Source organism: Spirosoma lacussanchae, assembly GCF_005870035.1.
Lineage (GTDB): Bacteria > Bacteroidota > Bacteroidia > Cytophagales > Spirosomataceae > Spirosoma > Spirosoma lacussanchae.
Window position 1 is genome coordinate 1,076,241 of sequence record NZ_SWJG01000001.1, and the last position, 24,430, is coordinate 1,100,670.

General features: G+C 51.8%; 22 protein-coding genes and 1 pseudogene. 10 read left to right on the top strand and 13 right to left on the bottom strand.

Features of this window, described 5'->3' with window-relative positions; all coding sequences use genetic code 11:
• Window positions 1-147: 147 nt before the first annotated feature.
• From FBR45_RS04400 to FBR45_RS04420, 5 genes are all read right to left on the bottom strand, one after another.
• Complete coding sequence (locus FBR45_RS04400) at window positions 148-1,122, bottom strand: fasciclin domain-containing protein (protein WP_138499673.1); 975 nt, start codon at window positions 1,120-1,122, stop codon at window positions 148-150.
• Between the two features lie 455 nt (window positions 1,123-1,577).
• Entirely contained in the window at window positions 1,578-2,891 is a 1,314-nt protein-coding gene (locus tag FBR45_RS04405) for a DUF4270 family protein (RefSeq protein WP_138499675.1), read from the bottom strand.
• Window positions 2,892-2,918: 27 nt separating this feature from the next.
• Complete coding sequence (locus tag FBR45_RS04410) at window positions 2,919-3,230, bottom strand: DUF4907 domain-containing protein (RefSeq protein WP_138499677.1); 312 nt, start codon at window positions 3,228-3,230, stop codon at window positions 2,919-2,921.
• Window positions 3,220-4,215, bottom strand: a complete 996-nt coding sequence (locus tag FBR45_RS04415) for a Kelch repeat-containing protein (protein WP_138499679.1) — start codon at window positions 4,213-4,215, stop codon at window positions 3,220-3,222. Before FBR45_RS04415 ends, FBR45_RS04410 begins: the two co-directional genes overlap by 11 nt.
• Window positions 4,216-4,425: 210 nt before the next feature.
• Complete coding sequence (locus FBR45_RS04420; protein WP_138499681.1) at window positions 4,426-5,277, bottom strand: sterol desaturase family protein; 852 nt, start codon at window positions 5,275-5,277, stop codon at window positions 4,426-4,428.
• Between the two features lie 186 nt (window positions 5,278-5,463).
• Here FBR45_RS04420 and FBR45_RS04425 point away from each other — a divergent pair, with 186 nt between their 5' ends.
• Entirely contained in the window at window positions 5,464-5,982 is a 519-nt protein-coding gene (locus FBR45_RS04425; protein ID WP_077919230.1) for an acyl-CoA thioesterase, read from the top strand.
• A 271-nt stretch (window positions 5,983-6,253) separates the two neighbouring features.
• Here FBR45_RS04425 and FBR45_RS04430 read toward each other — a convergent pair whose 3' ends face one another.
• The 5 genes from FBR45_RS04430 to FBR45_RS04450 form a co-directional block, all read right to left on the bottom strand.
• Complete coding sequence (locus FBR45_RS04430) at window positions 6,254-6,685, bottom strand: nuclear transport factor 2 family protein (protein ID WP_129600427.1); 432 nt, start codon at window positions 6,683-6,685, stop codon at window positions 6,254-6,256.
• Window positions 6,686-6,737: 52 nt separating this feature from the next.
• Window positions 6,738-8,063 (bottom strand): serine hydrolase domain-containing protein, encoded by a 1,326-nt coding sequence (locus tag FBR45_RS04435; protein WP_138499683.1) that lies wholly within the window; start codon window positions 8,061-8,063, stop codon window positions 6,738-6,740.
• A 36-nt stretch (window positions 8,064-8,099) separates the two neighbouring features.
• Window positions 8,100-8,594 (bottom strand): hypothetical protein, encoded by a 495-nt coding sequence (locus FBR45_RS04440; RefSeq protein WP_138499686.1) that lies wholly within the window; start codon window positions 8,592-8,594, stop codon window positions 8,100-8,102.
• Between the two features lie 111 nt (window positions 8,595-8,705).
• A complete protein-coding gene (locus FBR45_RS04445) occupies window positions 8,706-9,404 on the bottom strand; it encodes a class I SAM-dependent methyltransferase (protein WP_138499688.1) in 699 nt (232 codons plus the stop codon).
• 40 nt (window positions 9,405-9,444) lie between these two features.
• Entirely contained in the window at window positions 9,445-10,599 is a 1,155-nt protein-coding gene (locus FBR45_RS04450) for a glycosyltransferase family 87 protein (RefSeq protein ID WP_138499690.1), read from the bottom strand.
• A gap of 367 nt (window positions 10,600-10,966) precedes the next feature.
• Between FBR45_RS04450 and FBR45_RS04455 the strand changes: the two genes are divergently transcribed.
• The 4 genes and pseudogenes from FBR45_RS04455 to FBR45_RS26840 form a co-directional block, all read left to right on the top strand.
• Entirely contained in the window at window positions 10,967-11,914 is a 948-nt protein-coding gene (locus FBR45_RS04455; RefSeq protein ID WP_138499692.1) for a COG2958 family protein, read from the top strand.
• A gap of 78 nt (window positions 11,915-11,992) precedes the next feature.
• The gene (locus tag FBR45_RS04460; protein ID WP_138499694.1) at window positions 11,993-12,184 is read left to right on the top strand and encodes a hypothetical protein; all 192 of its coding nucleotides are present in this window, start codon (window positions 11,993-11,995) and stop codon (window positions 12,182-12,184) included.
• Window positions 12,185-12,343: 159 nt separating this feature from the next.
• Window positions 12,344-12,436, top strand: a complete 93-nt coding sequence (locus FBR45_RS26835; protein WP_212748615.1) for a type II toxin-antitoxin system RelE family toxin — start codon at window positions 12,344-12,346, stop codon at window positions 12,434-12,436.
• Window positions 12,436-12,603 (top strand): annotated as a pseudogene (locus tag FBR45_RS26840) (PHP domain-containing protein); the annotation flags it as partial. The gene FBR45_RS26835 and the pseudogene FBR45_RS26840, both read left to right, overlap by 1 nt.
• A 7-nt stretch (window positions 12,604-12,610) precedes the next feature.
• Here the strand turns inward: FBR45_RS26840 and FBR45_RS04475 are convergent.
• Window positions 12,611-13,582 (bottom strand): helix-turn-helix transcriptional regulator, encoded by a 972-nt coding sequence (locus FBR45_RS04475; protein WP_171044830.1) that lies wholly within the window; start codon window positions 13,580-13,582, stop codon window positions 12,611-12,613.
• Between the two features lie 92 nt (window positions 13,583-13,674).
• Here FBR45_RS04475 and FBR45_RS04480 point away from each other — a divergent pair, with 92 nt between their 5' ends.
• From FBR45_RS04480 to trxA, 5 genes are all read left to right on the top strand, one after another.
• Window positions 13,675-15,030 (top strand): ATP-dependent DNA helicase, encoded by a 1,356-nt coding sequence (locus FBR45_RS04480; protein ID WP_138499699.1) that lies wholly within the window; start codon window positions 13,675-13,677, stop codon window positions 15,028-15,030.
• A gap of 168 nt (window positions 15,031-15,198) precedes the next feature.
• Complete coding sequence (locus FBR45_RS04485; protein ID WP_171044831.1) at window positions 15,199-16,263, top strand: reverse transcriptase domain-containing protein; 1,065 nt, start codon at window positions 15,199-15,201, stop codon at window positions 16,261-16,263.
• Window positions 16,260-16,892 carry a hypothetical protein gene (locus FBR45_RS04490; protein WP_138499703.1) on the top strand — a complete coding sequence of 211 codons (633 nt, stop codon included), beginning with the start codon at window positions 16,260-16,262 and terminating at the stop codon, window positions 16,890-16,892. Before FBR45_RS04485 ends, FBR45_RS04490 begins: the two co-directional genes overlap by 4 nt.
• A 238-nt stretch (window positions 16,893-17,130) precedes the next feature.
• Window positions 17,131-20,748 carry a DNA polymerase III subunit alpha gene (gene dnaE / locus FBR45_RS04495; RefSeq protein ID WP_138499705.1) on the top strand — a complete coding sequence of 1,206 codons (3,618 nt, stop codon included), beginning with the start codon at window positions 17,131-17,133 and terminating at the stop codon, window positions 20,746-20,748.
• 72 nt (window positions 20,749-20,820) lie between these two features.
• Entirely contained in the window at window positions 20,821-21,150 is a 330-nt protein-coding gene (gene trxA / locus FBR45_RS04500; RefSeq protein WP_138499707.1) for a thioredoxin, read from the top strand.
• 82 nt (window positions 21,151-21,232) lie between these two features.
• On the opposite strand, the gene FBR45_RS04505 is transcribed toward trxA, so the two are convergent.
• A complete protein-coding gene (locus tag FBR45_RS04505; protein WP_138499709.1) occupies window positions 21,233-22,972 on the bottom strand; it encodes a pyruvate dehydrogenase complex dihydrolipoamide acetyltransferase in 1,740 nt (579 codons plus the stop codon).
• 99 nt (window positions 22,973-23,071) lie between these two features.
• Window positions 23,072-24,286: a class I SAM-dependent rRNA methyltransferase gene (locus FBR45_RS04510; protein WP_138499711.1), complete on the bottom strand. Its 1,215-nt coding sequence runs from the start codon at window positions 24,284-24,286 to the stop codon at window positions 23,072-23,074.
• Window positions 24,287-24,430: the final 144 nt, after the last annotated feature.

Genomic DNA, 24,430 nt, shown 5'->3' on the forward strand with positions numbered 1-24,430 from the left:
CTGGGGTGTTGGGTATACAAATACAACAGCCAAAACCGGGTTTTGATTCAGGATGCGGCTTTGGGTGACTCGCCGGCGACCCATAAAAAAACGGACCAGTCTCTAAAGGCTGGTCCGTACTCTCACAGGTAGGAATTCGGATAAAAACTACGGTAGTAACACCCGGTCGATTTTGTGAATCACCCCGTTGGTGGCGTTAATGTCAGCTGTTGTCACGTTTGATACGTTGGTACCGTTGCCACGGCTAAGCAGCGTAACCGCGTTGTTGCTACCGACGGCTACTGTCACTGAGCCACCGCCAAAAGTGGTTACGGGACCATTCACCAGCGTTGGCGAGTAAGCGCGGGCCGGGGCAACCACGTGGTTGGTTAATACGGCCGTCAGTGTGGCAACCGGAGCCGCGTTGATGGCGGCTACGTCAGCAAAACCGGCTGCGTTGAAGGCGGCATTGGTTGGCGCGAATACGGTAATTGGCGTCGTTCCGCCCAGAGCTCCCGTTACGGCTGTACCACCCCGCTGGGCAGCGGCTACCAGCAGCGACAGTTGTGGATCGGCAGCCGCTAGTTGCAGTACGTTACCGGCCGGTGGCATCAGAACCCGATCAATTACGTGAACCACACCGTTGGTAGCCGGATTGTCGGCCTGCTGTACGCGGGCGTTATTAACCGATACCGAGCCTGAGCTGGCTTTGGTAACGAAAATCGGTGCATTGCCCGAAACCGAAGTCGGATACGAGGTCTGTGCCGTCGGGATAGCCGACGATGCTACGGCCGTGCCGCTCACGACGTGATACAACAGAATGTTGCTCAGGGTAGCTACCGGAGCTGCATTGATAGCAGCCGCATCGGCAAAACCAGCCGCCCGGAAGGCGTCATCCGTAGGAGCAAATACCGTAAAAGGACCGTTGCCCGACAGGGTTGTTGCCAAGCCCGCCCGCGTAACTGCTGCTTCGAGGAGCGTAAACTGGTTTCCTGAAACGACCAGATCAACAATATTTTGCGGGGGAGGAATTGTCGGATTTTCTTCGTCTTTACAGGCCGAAAACGTCAGGGCCAGCGCCAGGAACAGGCTAGACAATAAACCAAACGCCCGGAGCGATTGCTTAGAGGTTTTAGCGAACATAATGTTTCGATTTGTTATTGGTTATTAAGCGCACATGTTCCCATATGTATGGGTGTACCTTTCCCAAACGGCTGTTTGGTTATATTGTTTAGCAAAAGCATAAAAACCCTAAACAAACTATTAGGATTTGCCAGTCACTCGCCCTATGGCTTTGATCAACTCCGGTGCAGCCAGCGTTGCCGAAGCCATCGATACAATAGATGCGGTCTGGCAATAGGCGCGGAATACTTTGTTATTGGCCTACTCCTCACGGGCCTGTTTCCGATTAGTGCCGATGTCGGCCAGGATCTTTGTTTCGCCTGTTTTTTGCCGTCCGCTGCGGCCAGCCAGGCCATCGGCGTATAGTTGACAACCAGGATCGGTATCGGGCGTGTCGAGCCGTAACCCCCGCCATCCATCACATCTAGCCCGTCTTGTTTACGGCAGCTTTTTGTTACAGAAACTGAGTCTGTGTCCTACTTTCCAAACGTAGCGTACAGCTTCAGCCGCATCCGGTAAGTTCCGTTGCTGTTGTCGCCGAGGGTCAGCCGTTCCTGCGGAAGTTGGGCCGCGCTGGTAACCGCCGTCAGCAAAAGGGGGCGATTGGTAAGCCGATTGCTGAGAATTTCATTCAGATAATACGTCAGGTCGAACACATACTGGCCTTGCTGCTCGAGGTCGGTCAGGCTGTAGCTGTACGTGGCGCCTACGGTGCTGCTACCACCCGTTCCGTCAGGAACAATGGCCAGCCGTTCGTTCTGACTGTTGGTCTGAAACAGGACCAGCTGGGTGGGTGGTGCTGCGTTGCTGCGCGGGTTCTGACCAACGGGTTCAACGATCAGTTCGGCGCGATTAAGACCCCGAAACGTTTCGAGCAGGGCCAGCTGACCGATTGACGGAAAGCTGAGCCGGGTCTGTAGCATGGCTGCCGGTATAACAAAACTCGTACGCTCGGTCTGGCTGCTGGTTACGGAACGGCTGCGGTCAGTGAGCGCTACCAGCGGAGTACCGCTCCGGCTGGTTACGATCTGACTGAAGTGTCCTCCTTCCAGTGGAAACCGCAGGGTGCTTCGCGTCTGATTGAGATCGTTTTCGTGGTAATAAAGCACAAGCCCCGCCGATCCGGATGAGATAGCGAGTTTGAGCAGTAGATTGGCCGAGGTCGGTTCGGCTACAAAGGCGAACCCTTTCAGCAGGTTGTGAAAGGTTTCGTTGTCCGAGATCGTTCGGCTGCGAAGGTCTGCAAAAAGTGACTGTCCATAAGCGTCCGGTAGTTTCAGCCGCACCTGCCGGCTGCCGGAGCCGGGCCGGGGCTGAACGGTTTTTACCAGAAACGACGAGGCTTCGTACCCAACGGCGTCGAGATTGTAATAAATGCGGGTGTCCACTCTTTCGGTGAGCCGATGTACGCGTAAGGTCGTCGGGGTTGTCGTATCGCCGTAGGCCGTTCCCAGTGGCAACACCAGTACGAGCGAGTCGAAGCGGGCGCCGGTCCGGTCGGGCAGGTCGTTGCTGACATAGCTTACCGCCGAGAACCCAAGCGCCGACGTGCGACCTGTCAGGGCGTCGGTCCACTGACCTACCAGTACGCTGCTATCAGCCGAAGTGGCAAAGGTGTCGGTCAGAACCGTAGCCGCGTCAACCCGGAACGTATCGATGGGCGTGATGGCCAGCTCCAGCGGAGTGATTATCTGCTGCCCCACGTCGAGGTCGCCCTGCTGGCAGCTCGTGCCGATGAGCAGCAGAATCAGGAAGGCGGTTACCCTGGCTGTAAATGAAGTAATAGACATGTGTATGTGCGGTGAGCCGTCTGCCTGTTATTTGAGGTCAGCGGGGCTGAGGGTGGGGGGGAACTGACCCTGTCTGATTTTAGCAAGGGCCCGCTCACCAACGCGCCGGGCGTGTTCTTCGCTCTCGAACCCCAGCCGGCCCGCTACGGCTGGCTGGGTTGGCTGATGGATGAGCGGTATGTTATTACGCAGAATATCGTAACCCCAGCCCGCCGATGTGAGGTATGTACGCAGGCTGTAGCGGGGCGATGCCTGATACAGCCAGACCATAAACCCAATGGCCAGCACCCACATCAGGCGCAGGGTCCAGGTGCGACGGAGTTGCGGTTTAGTTGTCATCGTCGCGTTCCAGGCTTGGGTCGTACTCCCACAGATCGTCCAGCACGCTGGTGCCAACACTGCCGGTTGTTACGTAGGCTTTGTTATTCAGCGCAAAGCCGCAGCTGTACAGGCGGCTGCTTCCCTCAAACGTATTTTTGTCAGCCCATGCGTCGGCAGCCGGGTCGTACTCCCAGACCGTGCTGTTACCATCGCCAAGAAGCACGTAGGCTTTGTTGTTCAGCGTGAAGGCAACGCCATAGCTCCGGGCTACCGTTTCTTCGTCGGTGAACTTATCTTTTTCGATCCAAGTGTCCTGAGTCGGGTCATAAGCCCACACATCTTTCTGGGCCGTACCGTTGTTATTGCCCGTTACCACATACCCAAGGTTGTTGAGCACGAAGGCAACGGCACCCAGGCGTTTGGAACCGCTGAAGCTGGCCGTTCGCGTCCAGGTGTTGGTAGCCGGGTCATAGGCGTAGAAATCCTTGAGATAGTTGCCATCGAAACCGGTGCCTACGTAGCCTTTGTTGCCGATCGTAAACGCCACGGCGTTTCGGCGGGCCGTACCCGCATAGTCGGCAATGCGTCGCCACTGGTTGCTGGCGGGGTCGTATTCGTAGAAATCGTTGAGCCGGTCGCTGTTCGCGTTCAGGCCGGTACCGATGTAGCCTTTGGTGCCGACAGAAAATCCCGTGGCGGCCTGGCGGGCTGAACCCGCAAAATCGGCTACCTGGGTCCAGGTGTTGCGGGCCGCATCGTACGACCACATATCGCGCAGGCGCTCGTTATCGGCGTTATTACCGGTGCCTACATAGGCCACGTTGTTGATGACAAAGCCCGCTGCGGCCTGGCGGGCAATGCCTTCAAAGTCGGATCGACGGCGCCAGTCGCCCAGGGGGGTAACGCTATCTGAATTACTACAGCCAGCGAGGGCTAGCAGGAAGGTGGAAACAGGGATAGCCAGCCAGTGGATGGCTACTGATAAGCGGAAGCATTTCATCATTCGGGAAGTTGATTACACCGACGAATACGCCGGAAATCGACCAACCGTTGTAAGCAGCCTGCTTTAAAAAATGTTAATTCGAACGAAGCAATCCTTTAGGAAGTGGTCAGACCCAACGAAGCAGGAACGTGTGTTTTGGCCAGCGAGGGTCTGCCCGTCAGCGGGTTGACGAGTCGACGAAGGTAAACGCCAGCGGCTCAAAAACGAACGTCAGGCCGTTTGCTTTTCCTTCGTAACTTCGGGGCCTACCGGTTGCCGATACGCCTGAAACGGAATCTTCAGCAAGTTGCTTACCTGCGAGTGCTCGTTGGAGCTGAGGTGGGTATCGATACCGTACCGGAGATCTTTTCCGGCCATTTCGTGGTAGGTGCCAAAGAGCCGGTCCCAGTACGGAAAAATGTTGCCGTAGTTCATGTTGGTAACGGGCAGCACATAGTGATGATGAACATGGTGCATGTTTGGCGTTACGATGAACAGCCCCAGTAGCCGGTCGACCCAGCGCGGTAGTTCAATATTGGCGTGGTTGAACTGCGATAATGCTACCGACAGCGCCTGGTACAAAAAGACCAGCCACATTGGCGCTCCTGTAACGAGTACCGCAGCCGTTGTAAATACGAACCGGATCACGCTCTCGCCCGGATGATGGCGGTTGGCGGTGGTGGTATCGACGTAGGTGTCGGTGTGGTGGATCAGGTGAAAACGCCACAAGAATTTAACCTGGTGTTCGGCCCAGTGGGGGAGCCAGGCACCGATCAGGTCAAGCGCGAGCAGCCCGAGTATTGCTTCGGCCCAGAGCGGCCATTCAATCCATTGCAGCAGACCGAGGTGATTCTGAACAGCCCAGTCACTGGTCCGCAGCAGGATGAACGCCAGGGCGAAGTTGACGACTACCGTGGTTAGTGTGAAGAAGATATTGATGCCTGCATGGCGCAGTTTGTTATACTCGAACCGAAAGAGGGGTGCCGCGCTCTCGATCAGCCAGAACAGCGTAATACCACCAACCAGAATCAGGCTTCGGTGAGATGATGGAATGTGTTCGAAATACGCAGCCAGACGCTCCATAGTATGTTGGATTAATCTTGGATTTGATTATACAATAATAGGGGTATTTTCTTTGATAACCCCTTATTTGCCTGTTTCAGTTTTCGGTCGTTGGTTTGCAGTAGGTTTATAGAAACCGATCATCACAGACTCTATACAGCTGGTTATTATTGCCGGGCTGTACATCGAAAACAGAACAGAAAACGAATGCCCCAGCCCAAACTAGCCCGCGAGTCCATGACGGTCATGACCGAAATGGTACTGCCTAACGATACCAATACCCTGAATAATCTGATGGGTGGCCGACTCCTTCATTTTATGGACATTGCGGCTGCTATTGCTGCTCAAAAGCACTCAAACCGCATTGTTGTAACGGCCTCGGTCGACAACGTTTCTTTTGCGGAGCCAATCCGGCTGGGCAATATCGTCACCATGAAGGCGCAGGTAACCCGCGCGTTCAGTTCATCGATGGAAGTATTTATTGAAGTCTGGGCCGAAGACATTCCAGCGGGTGTACGGGTCAGTACCAACAGCGCGTTCTATACCTTTGTGGCCGTCGATCAGAGTGGCCGCCCCATCGAGGTTCCGGCGGTCGTTCCTGAAACGGACGAAGAAAAAGACCGGTACGCCAGCGCCCTCCGCCGGCGGCAGCTCCGCCTGGTACTCGCCGGCCGTATGAAAGCCCAGGATGCCACCGAACTCCGGGAGTTTCTAAAAGTAGAGTAAAGGGGAGATACACACCCGGCAATGGCGTCGAAAAATTAACCCCGGCCTAAAGGCCGGGGCTTTTCATTGTTCGTCGGTTCGGGGGTCTATATGGAGCTCCGCCAATGACTAGCTTCGGCATTCATGCCGGAGAAAAGAGAATCAGATGGAACAAAATGTAACCCCGGCCTAAAGGCCGGGGCTTTTCATTGTCTGGATAATCCAAATTCTACAGGGAGTTCCGCCAATGACTAGCTCCGGCATTCATGCCGGAGAAAAGGAATCGGAACATTTATTGCGTCAGTCGGAGCGACTGCCAGGCTACCATCTGCCATTGTCCCCCCTTTTTTACGTACATATCTGTATACCGAAGCTTGAGTTCGGTGGGGGTGTTGTTGTTATTCATTTTGATCAAACAGACACCGTTGATGATGGCCGTATTGCCGTACACCCGGACTTTCTGCTCCTGTGGGTCAATGGCTGCGTAGTTGGACTTGCCATCACGAATCGACTGGATATACGACTCCTTGCCATCCGTATTGCCGTTCGAGTGGGTGTAAACAAGATCGTCGGCCAGTAATTGGTTGAGGGCTGAGTAATCTTTGCTTACCTGAGCGTCGAACCGGCGCTTTTCGGCGTCCAGTACCGCTTTTTCGGTAGCGTTCGATTGAGCCTGAACCAGGGGAGCGGTGAGTAGCAGGCAGAAGATGAGTAGGTGTTTCATGGAGAGATATCGGGTTTATCAACTCGATACTAAAGAAGACAGCGCAGGGCTTCTACCGCTCTGCCTGATTAAGCTCAGTGATAGCCTGATAGACCAGCACCTTGAACTTGTCGGTCAAGTCGCCGTAGCTGTTCGGCACTTTCTGCGTATACAGCAGGGCAACTACCTTTTCGTTAGGGTCGACCCAGTAGGTAGTACCGAAAAAACCGCCCCAGTCGTAGCTCCCCTGCGATACGGGCAGTCGGGCCGCGCTTCGTTCGGACGTAATCGAAAAACCCAGCCCGAACTTGTTGATACCCTGGTTCAGATCCCCGATTTGGTTCTGGGTAATCAGTCGAACCGTTGTTGGACTCAGGATACGTTTGCCATTATAGGTTCCACCGTTGAGCAGCATTTGCAGAAATATAGCGTAATCGAACAGCGTACCCGACAGGCCTGCTCCGCCAGAGTAGTAGGTCCCCGCCTGCTTGGGGTAGTCTTCCGAAATGCCCCCCTGCGTGGGCAGGCGTCGTAGGGTTCGGGTCGAGTCTTCGGTGTAGACGCGCGTCAGACGGGGCTGCTGGGCAGCGGGCAGGTAAAAATAGGTGTCTTTCATGCCCAGCGGTTCGAACAGGCGTGTCCGGAGAAACTGGTCGAGCGACTGTCCCGACAGGACTTCAATCAGGTAGCCCAGTACGTCGGTGCTGAGGCCGTAGGTCCACCGGTCGCCGGGGTTGTGCATGAGCGGCAGAGCGGCCAGCCGCGGAATCGACTCGGCCAGCGTACCGGTAGGGGTCCCGATTCCGCTCGGAATGTTGTATTTGGCGTAAATGGCTACGGCTTCTTTAGTGCCGATAGTCGGATAGCTGATGCCTGACGTATGCGTCAGCAACTGCCGAATCGTGATCTCCCGTTTGGCCGGAACGGTAGTGAACGTAGTGTCTTTCTCGTTGAACTTGTCGAGTACTTTGGGGTTTTTGAACGCCGGAATGTATTTCGAGATCGGATCGTCGAGCAGGAATTTGCCTTCCTCAAAGAGCATCATTAGTCCAATACTGGTGATGGCTTTGGTTTGCGAGGCCAGCCGGAAAATGGCGTCACGCGTCAGGGGCGATCGGGTCGTTATATCGTCCTGACCATAGGCTTTGTGATACACGATACGTCCATTCCGGGCCACCAGCACTGCAACCCCTGCCTGACGACCTTTGGCGATGTAATCGTCAATGACAGCGTCCATGCGCCGGAGCCGGGCCGTGCTCATCCCAACGCTTTCGGCGGGGGCTTCCTGCAATATAGCGGGCGCTGAACTGGGGCGTGTGACTACCCGGGCAGCGGGTGTCTGGGCCGTAGCCGACAGAAAAAAACCGGCCATGAGGCCGGTTAGCATGCGTGTTTTCATGAACAGACCGGATGTTAGGAACCGGCGCTAAGATACTTATTTTCGGGTCGCGATGATATCGTACTTTTTCGAGTACTGCGTGCCGTTCCGCAGTGCATTGGCCGAAGCGTTTAGCAGGAGCTGGGTGCTGGTAAAACTGCCCGTGGCTGCGTAGTCGGAGTTGACCCTGTTAGTAGGCGTCAGGGTAATCTGATCCGTTTTCTTGTCAATGATGGTAAAGGTGTCGCCGTTCAGCTCCGCCGTGACACGTTCCTTGACGTTTCCGTCGTACGACATGTCGAAATACATTTCTTTCGGATTGGAGGCCTTCGTTACGGCCACGTTGATTTTTCCCACATCGGGGGTCAGGCCGTCAGAGCCAATGTAGATGGTAATCCGATAGTCGCCGTCATACATACCAACGTATTGTTCGCGCGGGTCGATGTCGGGGTCGCTGCCGCCCGATTTTTTACAGGAGGTAGTTAGGGTGCTGACAACGAGTAGCGCCATCAGTACGTTTCGATAGGAACGAACGATAGAAAGAAAAGCCATGATGTTTATTGGAAGATGGGTTAAGTCTGTTGTTTGTCTATCAAACGCCGTGCCGGTTTTTTAAGTATAAACGAACCTTGATTCGTTCGGCTGCTCTGTCGGTCCGCGGGCCTAAAACTGGAGCAGCAGGTTTTTTCGCTCCTGTTGCAGCGTAAGCGGTTCGTCAATAAAACGGGCGTTAATACCCAGCCGTTTGCACATGGCCAGCCAGTCGCGCTCGGGTACGATCAGAATTCCGTTCTGTTGCCGAACCGCGTAGTAGTCGGAGAAGCGGAGCCGGAACAACAGCCTGAGCATCGATAGCAGCTGCCCCTGCCGCAACGAACGTCCCAGTATACTAAGTACGTCGCCCAGCACGCCTTCGGCAACGATCAGGTCGCATAGCAATGCCCGACTACCGGGTGCTGCTGCGGCTTTTATGTTGGTTAGTAACTGCTCAACTTCGGCCGCACTCCGGTAGTACTGAACCACACTCATGACGATAATCAGATCGAACTGTCGACCCGCCACCGGGCCGAAGTTCAGGTAGTCGTCGGCCGGAATATCATGAATATGCACGTTGGGATGACCAGCGTGCTTGGCGCGGGTAATCGCATTGTATCGCTTTGAGATATCGAGTCCATGAATCTCGCCAACCCGGCTGTGCCAGGCGTCTTCCAGGTTGCCCGGTCCCGACCCGATGTCGAGTACCCGGGTTGACGGCGAAAGGGGCGCGTAGGTTTCGACCCGATCCAGAAAAAAAGCATAATTGGCGGTCATCGAGTCGTCGAACTCGTTTTCGTTTTGCCAGAAGTCGAGCCAGGTAGGCATAAGATGAGTGATGAATGATGAGCGATGAGTGATGAATGCCTTAGGCGGGCAGGGTTGCAGGTTGGCGCAGGGCGATTGGCCGGTGCATCAGGTAAATTACCCGAAACCAAATCAGCACGCAGGGCAGCGCTTTCAAACCATAGGGTAACACAAATTCGTTGCGCAGAAACGCCGGAAACAAATCGCTCGGCGACATAATCGTCAGCACAAAGCAGCTGATCAGCAACACGTGGTCCAGCCGCGACTGCGGGCAAACAAACCACCAGAGAATAACGCCCGTTACGGCGGTGATGTAAGTTGGCGACTCGGAAACCGGGTTGAAGATCACCTGAAAAATCAGTATCGACGCCAGCATGAGTTGTTTGAAGGTCTGTTCGCTGTATCGTTTGATGTGTAGATAGACCGTACAGAATAACAGTACGCCCGAGCCGATAATGACGGCTGTGTCCAGATTGGGCGATACGAAAAGGTGGAGCAGCCGGTGAATCGATGTGTTGGCCCACTTGTCGTGGTCTGATTTGATGAGTAGCTGCTTGACCCATAAGTCATACTGCCAGGCCAGCTTGTCGGGCGTTGTGAACAACAGCGGTAGTAGCCCCAGCACCACCGCCCAGACCACCATCGAGACCAGAAACCGGCCGCGCTGGGGGTACAGAACAAAGAGACCGGCTGCCACGAGGCTGTATATTTTTACGTTGAACCCGAGCATGATGAAGAAAGCCGCCCAGAACGGTTGTCGCTTTTCGAAGCACAGAAAGGCGAACAGCGGAATGGCCCCAATGAGCGGATTGGTCTGGCTGTTGACGATCGACGTAAAGAGTTCGTGCAGCCCGAACCAATAGGCAAACACCCGCTGCCGATGGGTTAGCGGCATGCGGTAGATGGCATAGACCCATACGGCCGCAAACAGCAGCTGCCAAAGAAACAAACCAGCCGAATATGGGAGGGCGAAGATTGGCGAGAATAAAGCCGCAAAGGTGGGCGCGTAGTGATAGTGATCGAAATACTCAGCCGGATACTCGGCGTACAGACTCGTGCCGTTGATCAGGTGATAAAGCGAATGATAAAAGATGGAGTAGTTATTCGAGTCCTGATTGACGACGATCCGGATGCTGGCAAACACCATCAGCAGCGCATAAACGCCGAAAATAAATCGAAAATCGCTGAACAGCGGTTTACTGAAAAAGGCACGCATGCTTGATCGGGCAGCAGGTGTTACCCTGCAGGTACATTGGTTACGGAGGTCGGTAAAGATACGGTACTTTTACCTGGGGATTGATAAGTAAATACTGAAGCACAGAAAAACTTATGAATAAAAGCACCTATTTTTATTGACTTGGCACCAGATACGTTTAGCCGAATAAATGCTGGTAACCGAATCATTTCACCCTTAGTGGGTTGACGGTAGCAAGACAAAAAATAAGTCTGCACACTATCCGGTCCCCGCTTCTTTGGTTTAAATTTACCCAATCGATACCTCCATTGTCATACCCAGTATTTGCTACTCGATGGGCAGGCCGACATGGTAGCCGTTTTAGATACAATCGACTTTCTGGCGTAGCATGGCGTTAAATCTCACCAAATTAGTAACAGGATTTCTTCAGGAGAGGGCTGAGCAAAAGTTCACAACCCGAGAAATAGCCACGTGGATTTTCAGCACGTATCCCGAAGAGTGTAAAGAAAAGCAACAGCGAAGTAAGGCAACAGTGGCCCCTTTGCTGACTGATGATGATTTGATTGCTCAAATAGCCGCCGAGATCAGTTCGCAGGGTCAACGTTTGCAGGAGAAGTTGCCTCAAATCAAAACAACCGAAGGACGACCCCGAAGATATTACTACACCTCTCAAACCGATCAGGCCGAGGTAAGCCAGATTGAAACCGGTAACGTGCTAGTAATTAAAGAATTGCCATCTCCATCTGTTAACGAGCATGCATTATACCCCAAGCTGGCAGAGTTCATCTATCTGGAGTTAAAGGTCCATAGCAAGCGTATTGATGAGAAGAAGTCGAGTAACAGGCAAGGGCCGGGGGGCAATAAATGGTTATACCCCGATGTGGTCGGCATGGAAATCCTCAGTTCGGACTGGCATCAGGAAGTGATTGATTGTGTAAAGCAATATGCCGATCGAAAAACAAAACTTTGGTCGTTCGAGGTTAAGTTGCTGGTCAACCGGTCTAACGTTAGAGAAGTTTTCTTCCAGACGGTCAGTAATTCAAGCTGGGCTAATATGGCTTATCTGGTTGCTGCCGAGTTTGAAGGTCGCGATACGATTAAAGAGCTACGAATGTTGACCAGTTTGCACGGTTTGGGCGTGATTCGGTTAAACGCTGAGAATCCAGCCGAAAGTGAGATTTTGATTCCTGCCAAAGAACGGGTTGATATTGACTGGAATACCGTAAATCGACTGGTCGAAGAAAATACAGATTTTCGGCAGTATATCCGCCTGGTCAGGCAATTCTACCAAACGAACGATCCCCGACCTAAAGATTGGGATTATGCTCCTGCTTAGAAATTCAGGCTACTAGTTGGGCTTCGGCAAGGGTATACCGATTAACTTTACTCAACCAACGATTCGACAGATACACGAATGAGAGGCATTAACTATCTCGTTAACGACGCGGGCGAACGTACCGCAGTTGTCATTGACCTGACTCTATATGGCGATGAACTGGAAGACTTTCTGGATGGGCTGGAAGTACAGGCACGTCTGGATGAGCCTAAAGAAGTGTTTGATACCGTAGTGAGCCAATTACTACCCGATAAAGGCAGCAATGAGTAAGTACACGATAGTCATTACGAGGTCGGCAGAAAAGGAACTGGCTAAACTTCCGGTCCATATCATTCTCCGAATTCGTGAGGCTGTCAACGAACTGGCCGATGATCCACGACCGCCAGCCTGTAAAATATAAAAGGATTCAGAGACCTGTACCGTATTTGTGTGGGTGATTATCGCATCATCTACAGTGTACAGGATTCACTACTTACCGTCGAGATACTAAAGATCGGCGATCGAAAAGATAACTACAGCTAATGCAATTCTCCCACCTCCATTGCCATACCCAATATTCGCTGCTCGACGGGCAGGCTGATATAAAAAAGCTGGTCAAGAAGGCTAAAGCGGATAACATGCCCGCCGTGGCAATTACCGATCACGGCAACATGTTCGGTGTTTTCGAGTTCGTTGCCGAAGCCAGTAAATACAGAGTTAATTGTAAATCTGCGATGCTTCTTTTAGCTTGTCGCTGATTGCTTTTCGTAGGCTTTCGGGCTCAAGTACTTCTATCTGAGGACCATATTGAAGAATTGCTTGCTGTAACTCGAAATTAGGAATAAGGCGAAGAGTAATTTCTGTTCCCTCGTCGTTCATCGGCTTCTGTGATTCATGTAACGGTTTAGTTATTAAATAGTTAACGCTCTCGGGCGAAATTCGTAGTAGAATTGTCTCTATCTCTCCCTGGTTTTTAGTTACTCCTAGTATATTGTTAAAGTAGGTTTCTGGATCAAAATTTAGGGGTTCTTCTATCTCAGTTTCTGAGAACTCCACGTCGTATATAGTTTCTAGCGCAATGGGCATTATCATACTCCCTGACCAGACAATCAGCCACCAGCGATTATTATACTCTTTTAAAAGTAATGGTAACACCTCGACAGTAACGTTATTTCCTTTACGCAGTGAACGATGCACAATTTTTACTACGTTACGTTTATCAACACATTCATATAACATCTTTAACCACTGACTGCCACCAATAGAAATGGGTTTTTGAAATTCTATCAGTTTGCGATTGGGTTTATTGTCAAAAGAAAATCTGGTTTCAAACTGATTCAGTAGTAGTTCTATCTCCTGCCAGAAAGGTAAATCACCCCATTCCTTGAACGTTACAATCATTTTTCGCAGATCGGCGACTTCGGCAGGTAGCAACGATTTTTTAAAGTGTGAGTAGGTGCTTTCTTCGTAGAACCACAGCCATTCTCGGCCAATTTTTTTCCTTATCAATATACCATTACTCTCGGTAATCAGATAGGCAAGGTCGTCCTTTAAAGTACGATCACTGATTTGAATATCGGCCTCTTGCTCCAATTTACGCAGTAAGTCGATAGCCTTCCACCGGTGCCCGTTCTGGAAGAACTTGTCTAGCTCCATCAATCGGCGAAGTTGTTCTTTTGTTGCTGGCATAGTAATCGCAAAGATAAGTTTAAGTATGCAGTACGATTGCATACTTAAAAAATAATTTTGCAACCGGCTTCTAACCAAAAGCCTCTGCATGTATGACCAACAACACATCTACTTCTCTCAATAATCAGCAGGCAGCTTACTTTTCCAGCATTACGAATTCGCTGATGAGTCCGGGCTTCGGTAGCGATGCTCATATTCTGAAAGGCTCGGCCGGGACTGGTAAAACGTTCCTCACGCGCCATATTGTGAGTCACCTTCTGAAACAGGGTATCGGTGTGGTTCAGATAGCCCCAACAGGAAAAGCCGCCAAGAATATGGCTTCTGGCTCGTCGCTCCCGGCCCGAACCATTCACTCGGCGATTTACAAGATTGAGCAGTTGCCTAATGGACTTGGGGTTCGGTTTATGAGTAAGCCGAACGATGAAGAGAAGTACACAGTGTACGTGGTAGACGAATCGTCTATGATTAGCGATACATTTTCCCGCAGCGAACGGTTCGTACAGGCGGGGGCGTTACTCTCAGACTTAATTGGTTATGCCAGACGGGGAAACGCTCAGAATAAATTTTTATTCATTGGCGATCCCTGTCAGCTACCGCCGGTTCAGCCAGGCGATTCCGAAAATTATTCACCTGCCTTGCAGGCTGAGTATTTACATCACAGCTTCGGCTTGGACACTCAAGACTACTTTTTGAGTGAAGTAATGCGAGCCAGAGCCGGTTCGTACATTATTGACAATGCGACCTATATACGCGACTGTATCGAGCAGGGACTACAACCTGACAACAGCCGTATTCAGGTTAGGATAACCGGCAAGTCTTGGCAAATGGCGCAACACTTCGAGCGGTTGTACGATCCAGCGAATACTGACAAGGTCATACTAATTGCTAATTCCAACAAAGACGTAAATTATTGGAATCGCGCTGTTCGTAAACAGTTTGGCTACGAGCAGGATCAATTGCATGTTGATGATCAAGTCGTTGTACATCAAACGTGGCAAAGCAATGGGCAAACTGTCTTCAATGGCGAAACAGGCTATGTACGAGCTATAGGCAAAACTGAGCAGTACGCCGGGCTTACTTTCGCGGATGTTGAGTTAGCTTTCCAGAATGCAGATGGGGGCCCAGTAATTGTAACAGCGAAAACACTGCTCGACACGCTTAGTACTGACCCTGATTCGAGGGGTGTACTCGATGAAGAAATGGCAAAACACTTTCATGCTGAGATGCAGAAACACACGCACGGCCGGATAGAGAGCAGTCCGTTTTATAATCCAATTATGCTACGTTTTGGCTACGCAATGACCTGCCACAAAGCGCAAGGCAGTGAGTGGGACAACGTAATCATCCATCGAAACGCGTTGTATGCTGATTACCAAAAGACCAGCTTACGCTGGCGGTACACCGCTCTGACCCGCGCCCGGAAAGAATTATATACATGGGCTGCGTAACAGCTTTTGTGTAGTTTTGTACGAAGCACCTGCGGCAAAATCTTGACCTGTATGGCGTTACGCCATGCTTTAATGCGTTATAGCCCACTTTCAAGGTTAAAACGCTGCTGCTGTTTGAATTTTTATTTTTTTGATGATAACCGCAGGTGCTTCTTTTTCTATACGTTGATGGAATTTACTCCCGACGAGCTGCAAACGATTACCAATACCCTACGTTCCGGCAGAAATCTGGCTGATTTAACGACACTGCTCAATCTGACGGGTGAACTGATCGCGAAAAAACTGGAACTGGAACACAAGTCGTTTTCTGTGCGGCAGGTGTATCATTACTACTATAACCTAGAAAGTAAGTACAAAGAGCATCGGATGCCGAAGAAATCTGGTGGTGAGCGAATCATTCATGCGCCGGAAGAAAGGCTAAAGCAAATTCAGCGGCTGCTGAACGTTGTGTTTAGTCACCTGTATCAACCTAGTGAAGCCGCGCACGGATTTGTGCGGAACCGGAGTATCGTAACTAACGCCCGGCCGCACGTGGGTAAGCAGCACGTTTTCAACATTGATTTGAAAGACTTCTTTCCTACGATTCATTTTGGCCGTGTTAAAGCGGTCTTGCAACTGCCTGATTATGGCTTAACTCCCGAACTGGCTCATATTGTAGCTAATTTCTGCTGTTTACAAGGACGCTTGCCGCAGGGTTCGCCAGCATCGCCCATTATAACTAATCTCGTCTGTAAGAGGTTGGACTACCGAATCAGCGGCTTGGCAGCCAAACATGGCCTTACTTACACCCGCTACGCTGATGATATTTCCCTAAGTTTCGATCAGTTGTCGCATGAATCGCGAAAGAGTTTTAGCTATGGCTTGGGTAAGATTCTAGATGAAGAAGGCTTTATGGTCAATGGCAAGAAAACCCGGCTGTTACGCCCCAATCAGCGACAAGAAGTAACAGGAGTCGTCATCAATGAGAAAATAAACGTGAACCGTGATTATATTCGCAATCTCCGGGCAATACTCCATAACTGGCAAAAGCAAGGTGAGGAAACTACCCAAGTCCGCTTTGAACAGCTTTACCCGAAAACCGCCGTTTTCCAACGAAAACGTAAAATCCCCAAATTGCAGAATGTTCTGTATGGGAAAATTCAATTTTTAAAAATGGTACGGGGAGGAGAAGATAAAGATATTCAAAATTTTTTAATTCAAATAAATTTACTTAGCAATAACGTACGAAAATGAATAACGATGACAAATTTCTATTTGTAACTTCACAAGACGAGTATCACTGTATTTTAGAGAAAATACTAATGAGGGCGGTTGACTTATATAAGGATGAACATACTATAAAAGAAAACCTAATTAATAGCTATATTTTGATGGAGAAAGCCGCAATAAAAGAAAATTTGATAGAAGCATCTTTCCACTATATAAAACAGTTAGAAGAAATTGTTTTATACGGAATCAATACTATACACATATCTAAAATTCATGATGATTTGGTAGAGAAGTCTGGAGAAATTACAATGCTGTCAGCCTTTGGAAGAAAGGTACTTGAATATTCAAATCACAAGAACAAAGATACGATAGAAAAGGCCTTAACTGGTCAAGTACTTTCAGTAATTGACTTCAAATGGAGGGATAAGCTGAAAATATACAGGCAGTATTTTAATGCTACAGGTGCAAACTGGAAAACTGACGAATTGCTTTACTACAAGAGAAATCACTATGGTCATGCAAATCCCATAAAAAAAGACGACACCGAGAGTGATTTTGAAAGAGAGATACCCTCTTGCTTTGTTTTATTGTCGAAAGCGCAAAAAAACTTAGGAAGATATTATGAAGGACTCTTTAAGCATCAGAACAGGTAATATAGCATACAAAGATTTTTTCATAGACCTCACTTATAAGTTATCAGTCTAGATTGAATAGCAAAATAATTCATTTACAGCTGGTTGTAAAGTAGACGTGATTTTTCTCGTTCTAGAGTAGTCATCTGCCAGTTGGATTTAACTATTTTTAGCAACGCGAATCCAATCAGGTATCGGTCGTACTCATTATCTGGGTAACCAAAAAATCAGACGGATCCCGGTTCAGACAACAGTATCCATGCAATTCTCCCACCTCCATTGTCATACCCAGTATTCGCTGCTCGACGGGCAGGCTGATATAAAAAAGCTGGTCAAGAAGGCTAAAGCAGATAATATGCCCGCCGTGGCGATTACCGATCACGGCAATATGTTCGGTGTTTTCGAGTTTGTGGCCGAAGCCAGCAAACAGGGCATCAAACCCATCGTAGGCTGCGAATTCTATGTGGTAGACGATCATACCCGAAAACAGTTTACGAAGGAACAGAAAGACATTCGGTACCACCAGCTGCTGTTGGCCAAGAATGCGCAGGGGTATAAAAACCTGGCTAAGCTGTGCTCATTGGGCTACATGGAAGGCCTGTATGGCAAGTATCCGCGGGTTACGAAGGCGCTGATCGACCAGTATAAAGAAGGACTCATTGCAACCACCTGCTGCATTGGAGCTATTGTCCCGAAAACAATTCTGAAGAAAGGGGAAGAAGCCGCCGAAATTGAGTTCAAATGGTGGCTCGATCGCTTCGGGGAGGATTATTATGTTGAGCTGCAGCGCCACGAAATACCCGATCAGATCAAGGCCAATGAGGTGCTGGTCAAGTTTGCCCGGAAGTATAATGTCAAGATCATTGCGTCCAACGATTCGCACTACGTAGACCGCGATGACTGGGTGGCCCACGATATTCTGCTCTGCGTAAACACCGGCGAAAAACTGGCTACGCCTTCCGAGAAAGAGTTTAACGAAGACGAAGGCGCCAAGAAAGGGACCCGGTTTGCGTTCTTCAGCGATCAGTTCTACTTCAAGAACACGCAGGAGATGAGCACCCTCTTTCACGACCTGCCCGAAGCCATTGACAATACCAACGAAATTGTTGGAAAAGTAGAGACGCTGAAACTCAAGCGCGACATTCTGCTACCCAACTTCCCCATTCCGCAGGAGTTCCAGCTGCACGCCGACGATGTGTTGAACCAGTGGGAATACCTTAAACACCTTACCTACGAGGGCGCCCGGCAGCGGTACGGCGAGATCGAAAGCCACGTGCAGGAACGACTCGATTTTGAGCTGTTTACGATTAAAACAATGGGCTTTGCGGGCTACTTCCTGATCGTGGCCGACTTCATCAAGGCCGGGCGCGACCTCGGCGTTATGGTCGGTCCGGGACGGGGTAGCGCGGCCGGTAGCGCGGTGGCCTACTGCATCGGTATTACCAACATCGACCCCATCAAATACGACCTGCTGTTCGAGCGATTCCTGAATCCCGACCGGAAGTCAATGCCCGATATCGATACCGACTTCGACGACGAAGGACGCCAGAAGGTGATCGATTATGTGGTCGATAAGTACGGAAAGCAGCAGGTGGCGGCTATTGTGACCTACGGTACCATGGCGGCCAAGTCGGCCATTAAGGACGTGAGCCGGGTCATGGATCTGCCCCTCAACGACGCCAACGCCCTGGCCAAGCTTGTACCCGATAAGCCGACTTATAACATGACCCTCCGGCGGATCTTCGAAGACCCTATCGATGGACCGGGTGGACTGTCGGGCCTTATTCAGCCGGACGAGGTCGAGAATGTAAAGCGGATGCGGGCGCTCGAAGCGGGTGATCAGAGCGTAGGGCGTGCCATGAAGCTGATTGATACCGAAAAAGTCCAGAACGTGCTGCAGCAGGCCCGTCGGCTCGAAGGTACGGTTCGGAATACGGGTGTTCACGCGGCCGGTATCATCATCGCGCCCGACGATCTGTCCAATATTGTGCCCGTCTCGACCTCCAAGGATACCAACCTCATCATTACCCAGTATGAGGGCAAGGTGATTGAAGACGCGGGCGTAATCAAGATGGACTTTCTGGGGTTACGCAACCTGACCATTATCAAGGAATGTCTGCGGCTGATCAAGCAGAACTACGGACGTACCATCGACATCGACGCTATTCCGCTCGATGATCCGAAAGCGTATGAACTGTTTCAGCGGGGCGAAACCAACGCAATCTTCCAGTTCGAATCCGACGGTATGAAGAAGCACATGAAGGACCTCAAGCCTGACCGCTTCGAGGACCTCATTGCCATGAACGCGCTCTACCGCCCCGGCCCGATCCAGTACATTCCGAACTACATCAACCGGAAACACGGACGTGAGGAGGTTAAGTACGACCTCCCCGAAATGGAAGAGTACCTGGCCGATACGTACGGCATTACCGTATACCAGGAGCAGCTGATGCTGCTGTCGCAGAAGCTCGGCAACTTCACCAAAGGCGATGCCGACGTGCTACGGAAAGCCATGGGTAAGAAGCAAAAAGACGTGCTTGACAAGATGAAGGGTAAGTTTATGGAAGGCTGCGCGGCCAACGGACTGAACCTCAAAATCTGCGAGAAAGTCTGGACCGACTGGGAAGCCTTTGCCAGTTACGCCTTCAACAAGTCGCACTCGACCTGTTATGCGTTTGTGGCTTACCAGACCGCCTGGCTCAAAGCCCATTACACGTCGGAGTACATGGCGGCCGTTCTTACCAGCTGCCTGGGGTCTATCGATAAAATTACGTTCTTCATGGAAGAATGTAAGAATCTTGGCCTGCCGGTACTGGGCCCTGATGTAAACGAGTCGGAGCGTTTCTTCGGGGTGAACGACAAAGGCGAAATCCGGTTTGGTCTCGGTGGCATCAAGGGCGCGGGCGATGCAGCCGTAGAAGCCATTATCGAAGAGCGTAAAGCCGGTGGGCCCTTCAAGGATATTTTCGACTTCGCCATTCGGGTCAACCTGCGCACGGTCAACAAGAAAACTCTCGAATCGCTGGCCTACGCCGGCGCGTTCGATAGCATCGACGAATACCACCGGGCGCAGTATTTCGAGCTGGGCGAAGGAGATACCTCGCCGTTCCTGGACAAGGTAATCCGGTATGCCAACAACTACCACGCCGAGAAAGCAGCCGCTCAACAGTCGCTGTTCGGGGCCATGATGGGGGGAGAGCCGATGATTGCCCGGCCCAAACCACCCACCGTGCCGGAGTGGAACCAGATCGAAAAACTCAAATTCGAGAAAGACGTGGTTGGCTTTTATATCACCGGCCATCCGCTCGACGAGTTCAGGCTCGAACTGGACGGTTTCTGCAACTGTACGCTCGATAAGATCTACGAAGTCAAATCGCCGGAAATTAAAGTAGCGGGTATTGTCACGGCCATGCAGACCAAGATTGCCCGCAACGGTAACCCGTTCTGCATTTTCAAGATCGAAGATTACAATACGGCAATTGAAATGGCGCTCTTCGGCGATGACTACGTGCGGATGGGGCAATACGTAGACGTGGGTCGTTTCCTGCACATTACCGGAAAAACGCAGAACCGATGGAATTCCGAGCAACTCGAATTCAAACCGGTTAACATTCGGCTGCTGACCGAAATGCGCGACAAGATGTGTAAGGAAATACGGGTGTCGCTGATGCTGGATTCGGTAAACGCGCAACTGGTAGCTAAGCTCAATGAACTGATCGGCGCTCATCCCGGCACCTGTACGCTGTCGCTGAACGTAGTAGACCCGAACGAACGAATCGAAGTCAGCCTGCAATCGCGTACCCTGAAAGTGTCGCCGGCCAACTCGTTTCTGCGGGCGCTCGAAGCCATGGAGGGTGTCACGTGTAAGGTCGCGTAGATTCGGAACTAAACCGGCCCGCGCGGGTTTATACGTCTGAAACAAGTTCAACCCAATAAACAGATTTCACTCATGGCAGCAGGATCCATGGCTGTTGAAGCAACCGATGCGAACTTCAACGAACTGATAAATTCAGACAAACCCGTACTGGTCGACTTTTGGGCCGAATGGTGCGGACCATGTAAGATGATCGGGCCGGTTGTTGAGCAACTGGCTGGCGAATACGAAGGTAAAGCCGTTATCGCGAAAATGGACGTCGATCAGAATGCGCAGGTGCCCGCCAAGTTCGGTATCCGCAGCATCCCGACGCTGATGGTTTTCAAAAACGGTCAGCTGGTCGATAAAGTAATTGGTGCTGTGGCGAAGAGTGTGCTGGAGCAAAAACTCCAGGCCGCTCTGTAGCCAGCCGCGCTCTAAGCATACATCAGATACAACGAAGAAAGGGAGCCAATTGGCTCCCTTTCTTCGTTGTATCTGATGGTATTTATACCAGCATCCGCATCGGATTTTCGAGCATTTCTTTCAGCGTTTGCAGGAAAGCCGATCCCGTAGCTCCGTCGACCACGCGGTGGTCGCAGGAGAGGGTTACCTTCATAATGTTGGTAGGCCTGGCCGTATCACCCTCAAACTTAACCGACTGTTTGATAGCACCTACTGCCAGAATACACGAATCGGGTGGGTTGATGATGGCGGTAAACTCGTCGATGCCGAACATGCCCAGGTTCGAGATCGAGAAGGTGCTGCCTTCCCAATCTTTGGGCTGGAGCTTTTTGTCCTTGGCTTTTCCCGCCATTTCTTTCACCTCGGCCGCGATGGTCGACAGCGTTTTCTGGTCGGCGTTACGAACCACCGGAACGAGTAGCCCTTCATCGACCGCCACAGCGACGCCAATGTTGACATACTTGTACTTGCGGATCTTATCGCCGAGCCATGACGAGTTAACGTTCGGGTGTTGCTTGAGCGCAACGGCCGCGGCTTTAAGTACGAAATCGTTGAACGATATCTTAACCGGGCTCACACTGTTGACCGTACCGCGCAGCTCCATCGCCTTGTCCATGTTGATTTCCATGGTCAGGTAGAAGTGGGGAGCCGTAAACATGCTTTCGCCAAGCCGGCGGGCAATGGTTTTCCGCATCTGGCTTACCGGTACATCTTCGTAGTCGCCGGCTGCGGGCGCAGGCTGAGCGGCCGGTGTGGGCTGCGAAGCGGCTGCTGGCTTCGATACGTCGGCTGCTGGCTGAGCTGGTGCGGCTGCGGGTTTGGCCGGAGCGGCCGATGGAACAAACGATTCAACATCGCTTTTCACAATGCGGCCTTCGGGACCCGATCCCTGAACCTGCTTGAGGTCGATTCCTTTTTCTTCGGCAATGCGTTTGGCCAGGGGCGACGCCTTCAGCCGACCGTTCGATTCGGCATTGTCGCCTTTTTCTCCCCCGTACGACAGATCCGTTGCGGCATTGGCCGGTGCCGATGCCTGCGGGTTCTGCTCGGCGGTTTGAGCGCCACTGGCGGCAGGCTGGGGAGCCGGTGCTCCGCCACTGTCGATCAGGACTTTGAAGTTGGCGCCTTTTTCGCCGACAACGGCAATGATCTCATCGACTCCGACAACGGCGCCTTCTTTCACCCCAACGTAGAGCAGGGTGCCTTCTTCGTAGGCTTCGAGGTCCATAGTGGCCTTGTCGGTTTCGACTTCGGCCAGGATATCGCCAGATTTTACCGTATCGCCTTCCTTCTTGTGCCAGGCCACGATCGTTCCTTCGGTCATGGTGTCGCTCATCTTCGGCATCCGGATTACTGACGCGTTGACGTTTTCGGCCGGGGCAGCCGACACCGCTTTCTGGTCGGGCAGGTTGGTCGCTACCTCAGCTTTGTTGGCGTCTCCGCTGGGAGCGGGCGCTTCGGCCGGCGCCGGTTTCGGCGTTTCGGCGGCCGGGGCTTCCTGACTGCCACCACTCGAACCGTTTAGTAACGATTTGTAATCTTCACCATCGGCTCCGATGACAGCCAGAACGCCATCAACGGGCACCGACGAGCCTTTCTCGACGCCTATGTAGAGCAGGGTGCCTTCTTCATAAGCTTCGAGGTCCATAGTGGCTTTGTCCGTTTCGACTTCAGCCAGGACGTCGCCGGATTTAACTTTATCGCCCACTTTCTTATGCCACTCCGCAATGACCCCTTCGGTCATGGTGTCGCTCATCTTGGGCATTCGAATCAATTCAGCCATATATAGTCTGTATAAATCGGGTTGTTCGTAGTCGGGACAGGTTACGTGCCAAAATTAGCGCAAACCGGCCAAGGTTGTATCGTTCGGCAGGCTTTTCTATTACTCGACCCAGAGCACCAGCCCTTTGAGGTAACCGCCTTCGGGGTGGAAGAGGCTTACCGGATGGTCGGCGGGTTGGCTCAGGTGGTGCAGAACGCGCACCTGCCGCCCGGCTTCGATGGCAGCCGCAACGATGGTGTTGTAAAATAACTCGCGATCGACCACCTGCGAGCACGAAAACGTAAAGAGAATACCCCCTTTGGCTACCCGCCGAAGTCCTTCGGCGTTCAGCCGTTTGTAGCCCTGTACGGCCCGGTGCCGCGCCGAGAGACTTTTGGCAAAGGCCGGCGGGTCAAGCACAACGATATCATACGGCTGGCTATCCTGGTGTTTCAGGTAATGCATAACGTCGTCGGCAATGGCTTCGTGCTGGCCCGGTGCGTTCCGGTCAGTCTGATCGGGGAAATTGGCTACTACGTTCTGGTTGGTCAGATCGATCGCTTTCTGCGACACATCGACCGAATGCACCTCACTAGCTCCGGCCTGCAGGGCGTAGACGGAGAAGCCACCCGAATAACAAAAGGCGTTCAGCACCCGTTTGCCAGGCGCATACCGGGCCAGCAACGCCCGGTTGTCGCGCTGGTCGAGAAAAAATCCTGTCTTCTGGCCTGTGATCCAGTCGATCAGGAACATGTTACCATTTTCCTGCACCGGGTGCGGAACGGGTGTCCGGCCAAAAAGGTAGCCGTTGGTTACGCTGGCGCCGTACTCGTCGGGCAGGGTTTCGGCGCTTTTGTCATAAACGGCCTTGAGCTCATCACCGAAAACCGCACGCAGGGCCTCGGTAATGAGCTGTCGCTCGCGGTGCATCCCGATGGAGTGAGCCTGCAAAACGGCCACGCCATTGTACATATCAATAATGAGGCCTGTGCATCCATCGCCTTCGCCATGCACCAGCCGGTAGCAGTTGGTATCGTCGTTGATGATAGCCTGCCGGATGCTGCGGATGTGCGTCAGCTTATCGGTCCAGTAGGCCAGGTCTGGCGTAACGGGTCCGCCGGTTGTTGCGCCAAAGGAAAAGATACGCACAGCAATGCTGCCGTCGTGGTAATGGCCCGTGGCAAGGTACTGCCCTTTGCGGTCGTAGACTTCAACCACGTCGCCATCGGCCAGATTCCCTTCGTACCGACCAATGGCCCGGGAGAAAACCCAGGGGTGAAACCGCCGAACGGCTTCGTCGCGCCCGGCCTGCAGATATAACTTGGAATACGTCATTCAGAATCAGAAAAGAATGCAAAGATACGATAGGCTTTGTATGTCGGCCAGAGCAGTTGACGATCAGGGCGGTGCGGTTCGCCCAAAAGTGCCTTTGTGGAGTTTCCTGAGGGTTATGACAAAAAAATGCGTAGAACAAATCCA

What these genes read in the sequence shown, in the direction of transcription:
- FBR45_RS04400 (WP_138499673.1), bottom strand. Translation starts at nt 1,122, where the DNA reads ATGTTCGCTAAAACCTCTAAGCAATCGCTCCGGGCGTTTGGTTTATTG.
- FBR45_RS04405 (WP_138499675.1), bottom strand. Translation starts at nt 2,891, where the DNA reads ATGTCTATTACTTCATTTACAGCCAGGGTAACCGCCTTCCTGATTCTG.
- FBR45_RS04410 (WP_138499677.1), bottom strand. Translation starts at nt 3,230, where the DNA reads ATGACAACTAAACCGCAACTCCGTCGCACCTGGACCCTGCGCCTGATG.
- FBR45_RS04415 (WP_138499679.1), bottom strand. Translation starts at nt 4,215, where the DNA reads ATGATGAAATGCTTCCGCTTATCAGTAGCCATCCACTGGCTGGCTATC.
- FBR45_RS04420 (WP_138499681.1), bottom strand. Translation starts at nt 5,277, where the DNA reads ATGGAGCGTCTGGCTGCGTATTTCGAACACATTCCATCATCTCACCGA.
- FBR45_RS04425 (WP_077919230.1), top strand. Translation starts at nt 5,464, where the DNA reads ATGCCCCAGCCCAAACTAGCCCGCGAGTCCATGACGGTCATGACCGAA.
- FBR45_RS04430 (WP_129600427.1), bottom strand. Translation starts at nt 6,685, where the DNA reads ATGAAACACCTACTCATCTTCTGCCTGCTACTCACCGCTCCCCTGGTT.
- FBR45_RS04435 (WP_138499683.1), bottom strand. Translation starts at nt 8,063, where the DNA reads ATGAAAACACGCATGCTAACCGGCCTCATGGCCGGTTTTTTTCTGTCG.
- FBR45_RS04440 (WP_138499686.1), bottom strand. Translation starts at nt 8,594, where the DNA reads ATGGCTTTTCTTTCTATCGTTCGTTCCTATCGAAACGTACTGATGGCG.
- FBR45_RS04445 (WP_138499688.1), bottom strand. Translation starts at nt 9,404, where the DNA reads ATGCCTACCTGGCTCGACTTCTGGCAAAACGAAAACGAGTTCGACGAC.
- FBR45_RS04450 (WP_138499690.1), bottom strand. Translation starts at nt 10,599, where the DNA reads ATGCGTGCCTTTTTCAGTAAACCGCTGTTCAGCGATTTTCGATTTATT.
- FBR45_RS04455 (WP_138499692.1), top strand. Translation starts at nt 10,967, where the DNA reads ATGGCGTTAAATCTCACCAAATTAGTAACAGGATTTCTTCAGGAGAGG.
- FBR45_RS04460 (WP_138499694.1), top strand. Translation starts at nt 11,993, where the DNA reads ATGAGAGGCATTAACTATCTCGTTAACGACGCGGGCGAACGTACCGCA.
- FBR45_RS04475 (WP_171044830.1), bottom strand. Translation starts at nt 13,582, where the DNA reads ATGCCAGCAACAAAAGAACAACTTCGCCGATTGATGGAGCTAGACAAG.
- FBR45_RS04480 (WP_138499699.1), top strand. Translation starts at nt 13,675, where the DNA reads ATGACCAACAACACATCTACTTCTCTCAATAATCAGCAGGCAGCTTAC.
- FBR45_RS04485 (WP_171044831.1), top strand. Translation starts at nt 15,199, where the DNA reads ATGGAATTTACTCCCGACGAGCTGCAAACGATTACCAATACCCTACGT.
- FBR45_RS04490 (WP_138499703.1), top strand. Translation starts at nt 16,260, where the DNA reads ATGAATAACGATGACAAATTTCTATTTGTAACTTCACAAGACGAGTAT.
- dnaE (WP_138499705.1), top strand. Translation starts at nt 17,131, where the DNA reads ATGCAATTCTCCCACCTCCATTGTCATACCCAGTATTCGCTGCTCGAC.
- trxA (WP_138499707.1), top strand. Translation starts at nt 20,821, where the DNA reads ATGGCAGCAGGATCCATGGCTGTTGAAGCAACCGATGCGAACTTCAAC.
- FBR45_RS04505 (WP_138499709.1), bottom strand. Translation starts at nt 22,972, where the DNA reads ATGGCTGAATTGATTCGAATGCCCAAGATGAGCGACACCATGACCGAA.
- FBR45_RS04510 (WP_138499711.1), bottom strand. Translation starts at nt 24,286, where the DNA reads ATGACGTATTCCAAGTTATATCTGCAGGCCGGGCGCGACGAAGCCGTT.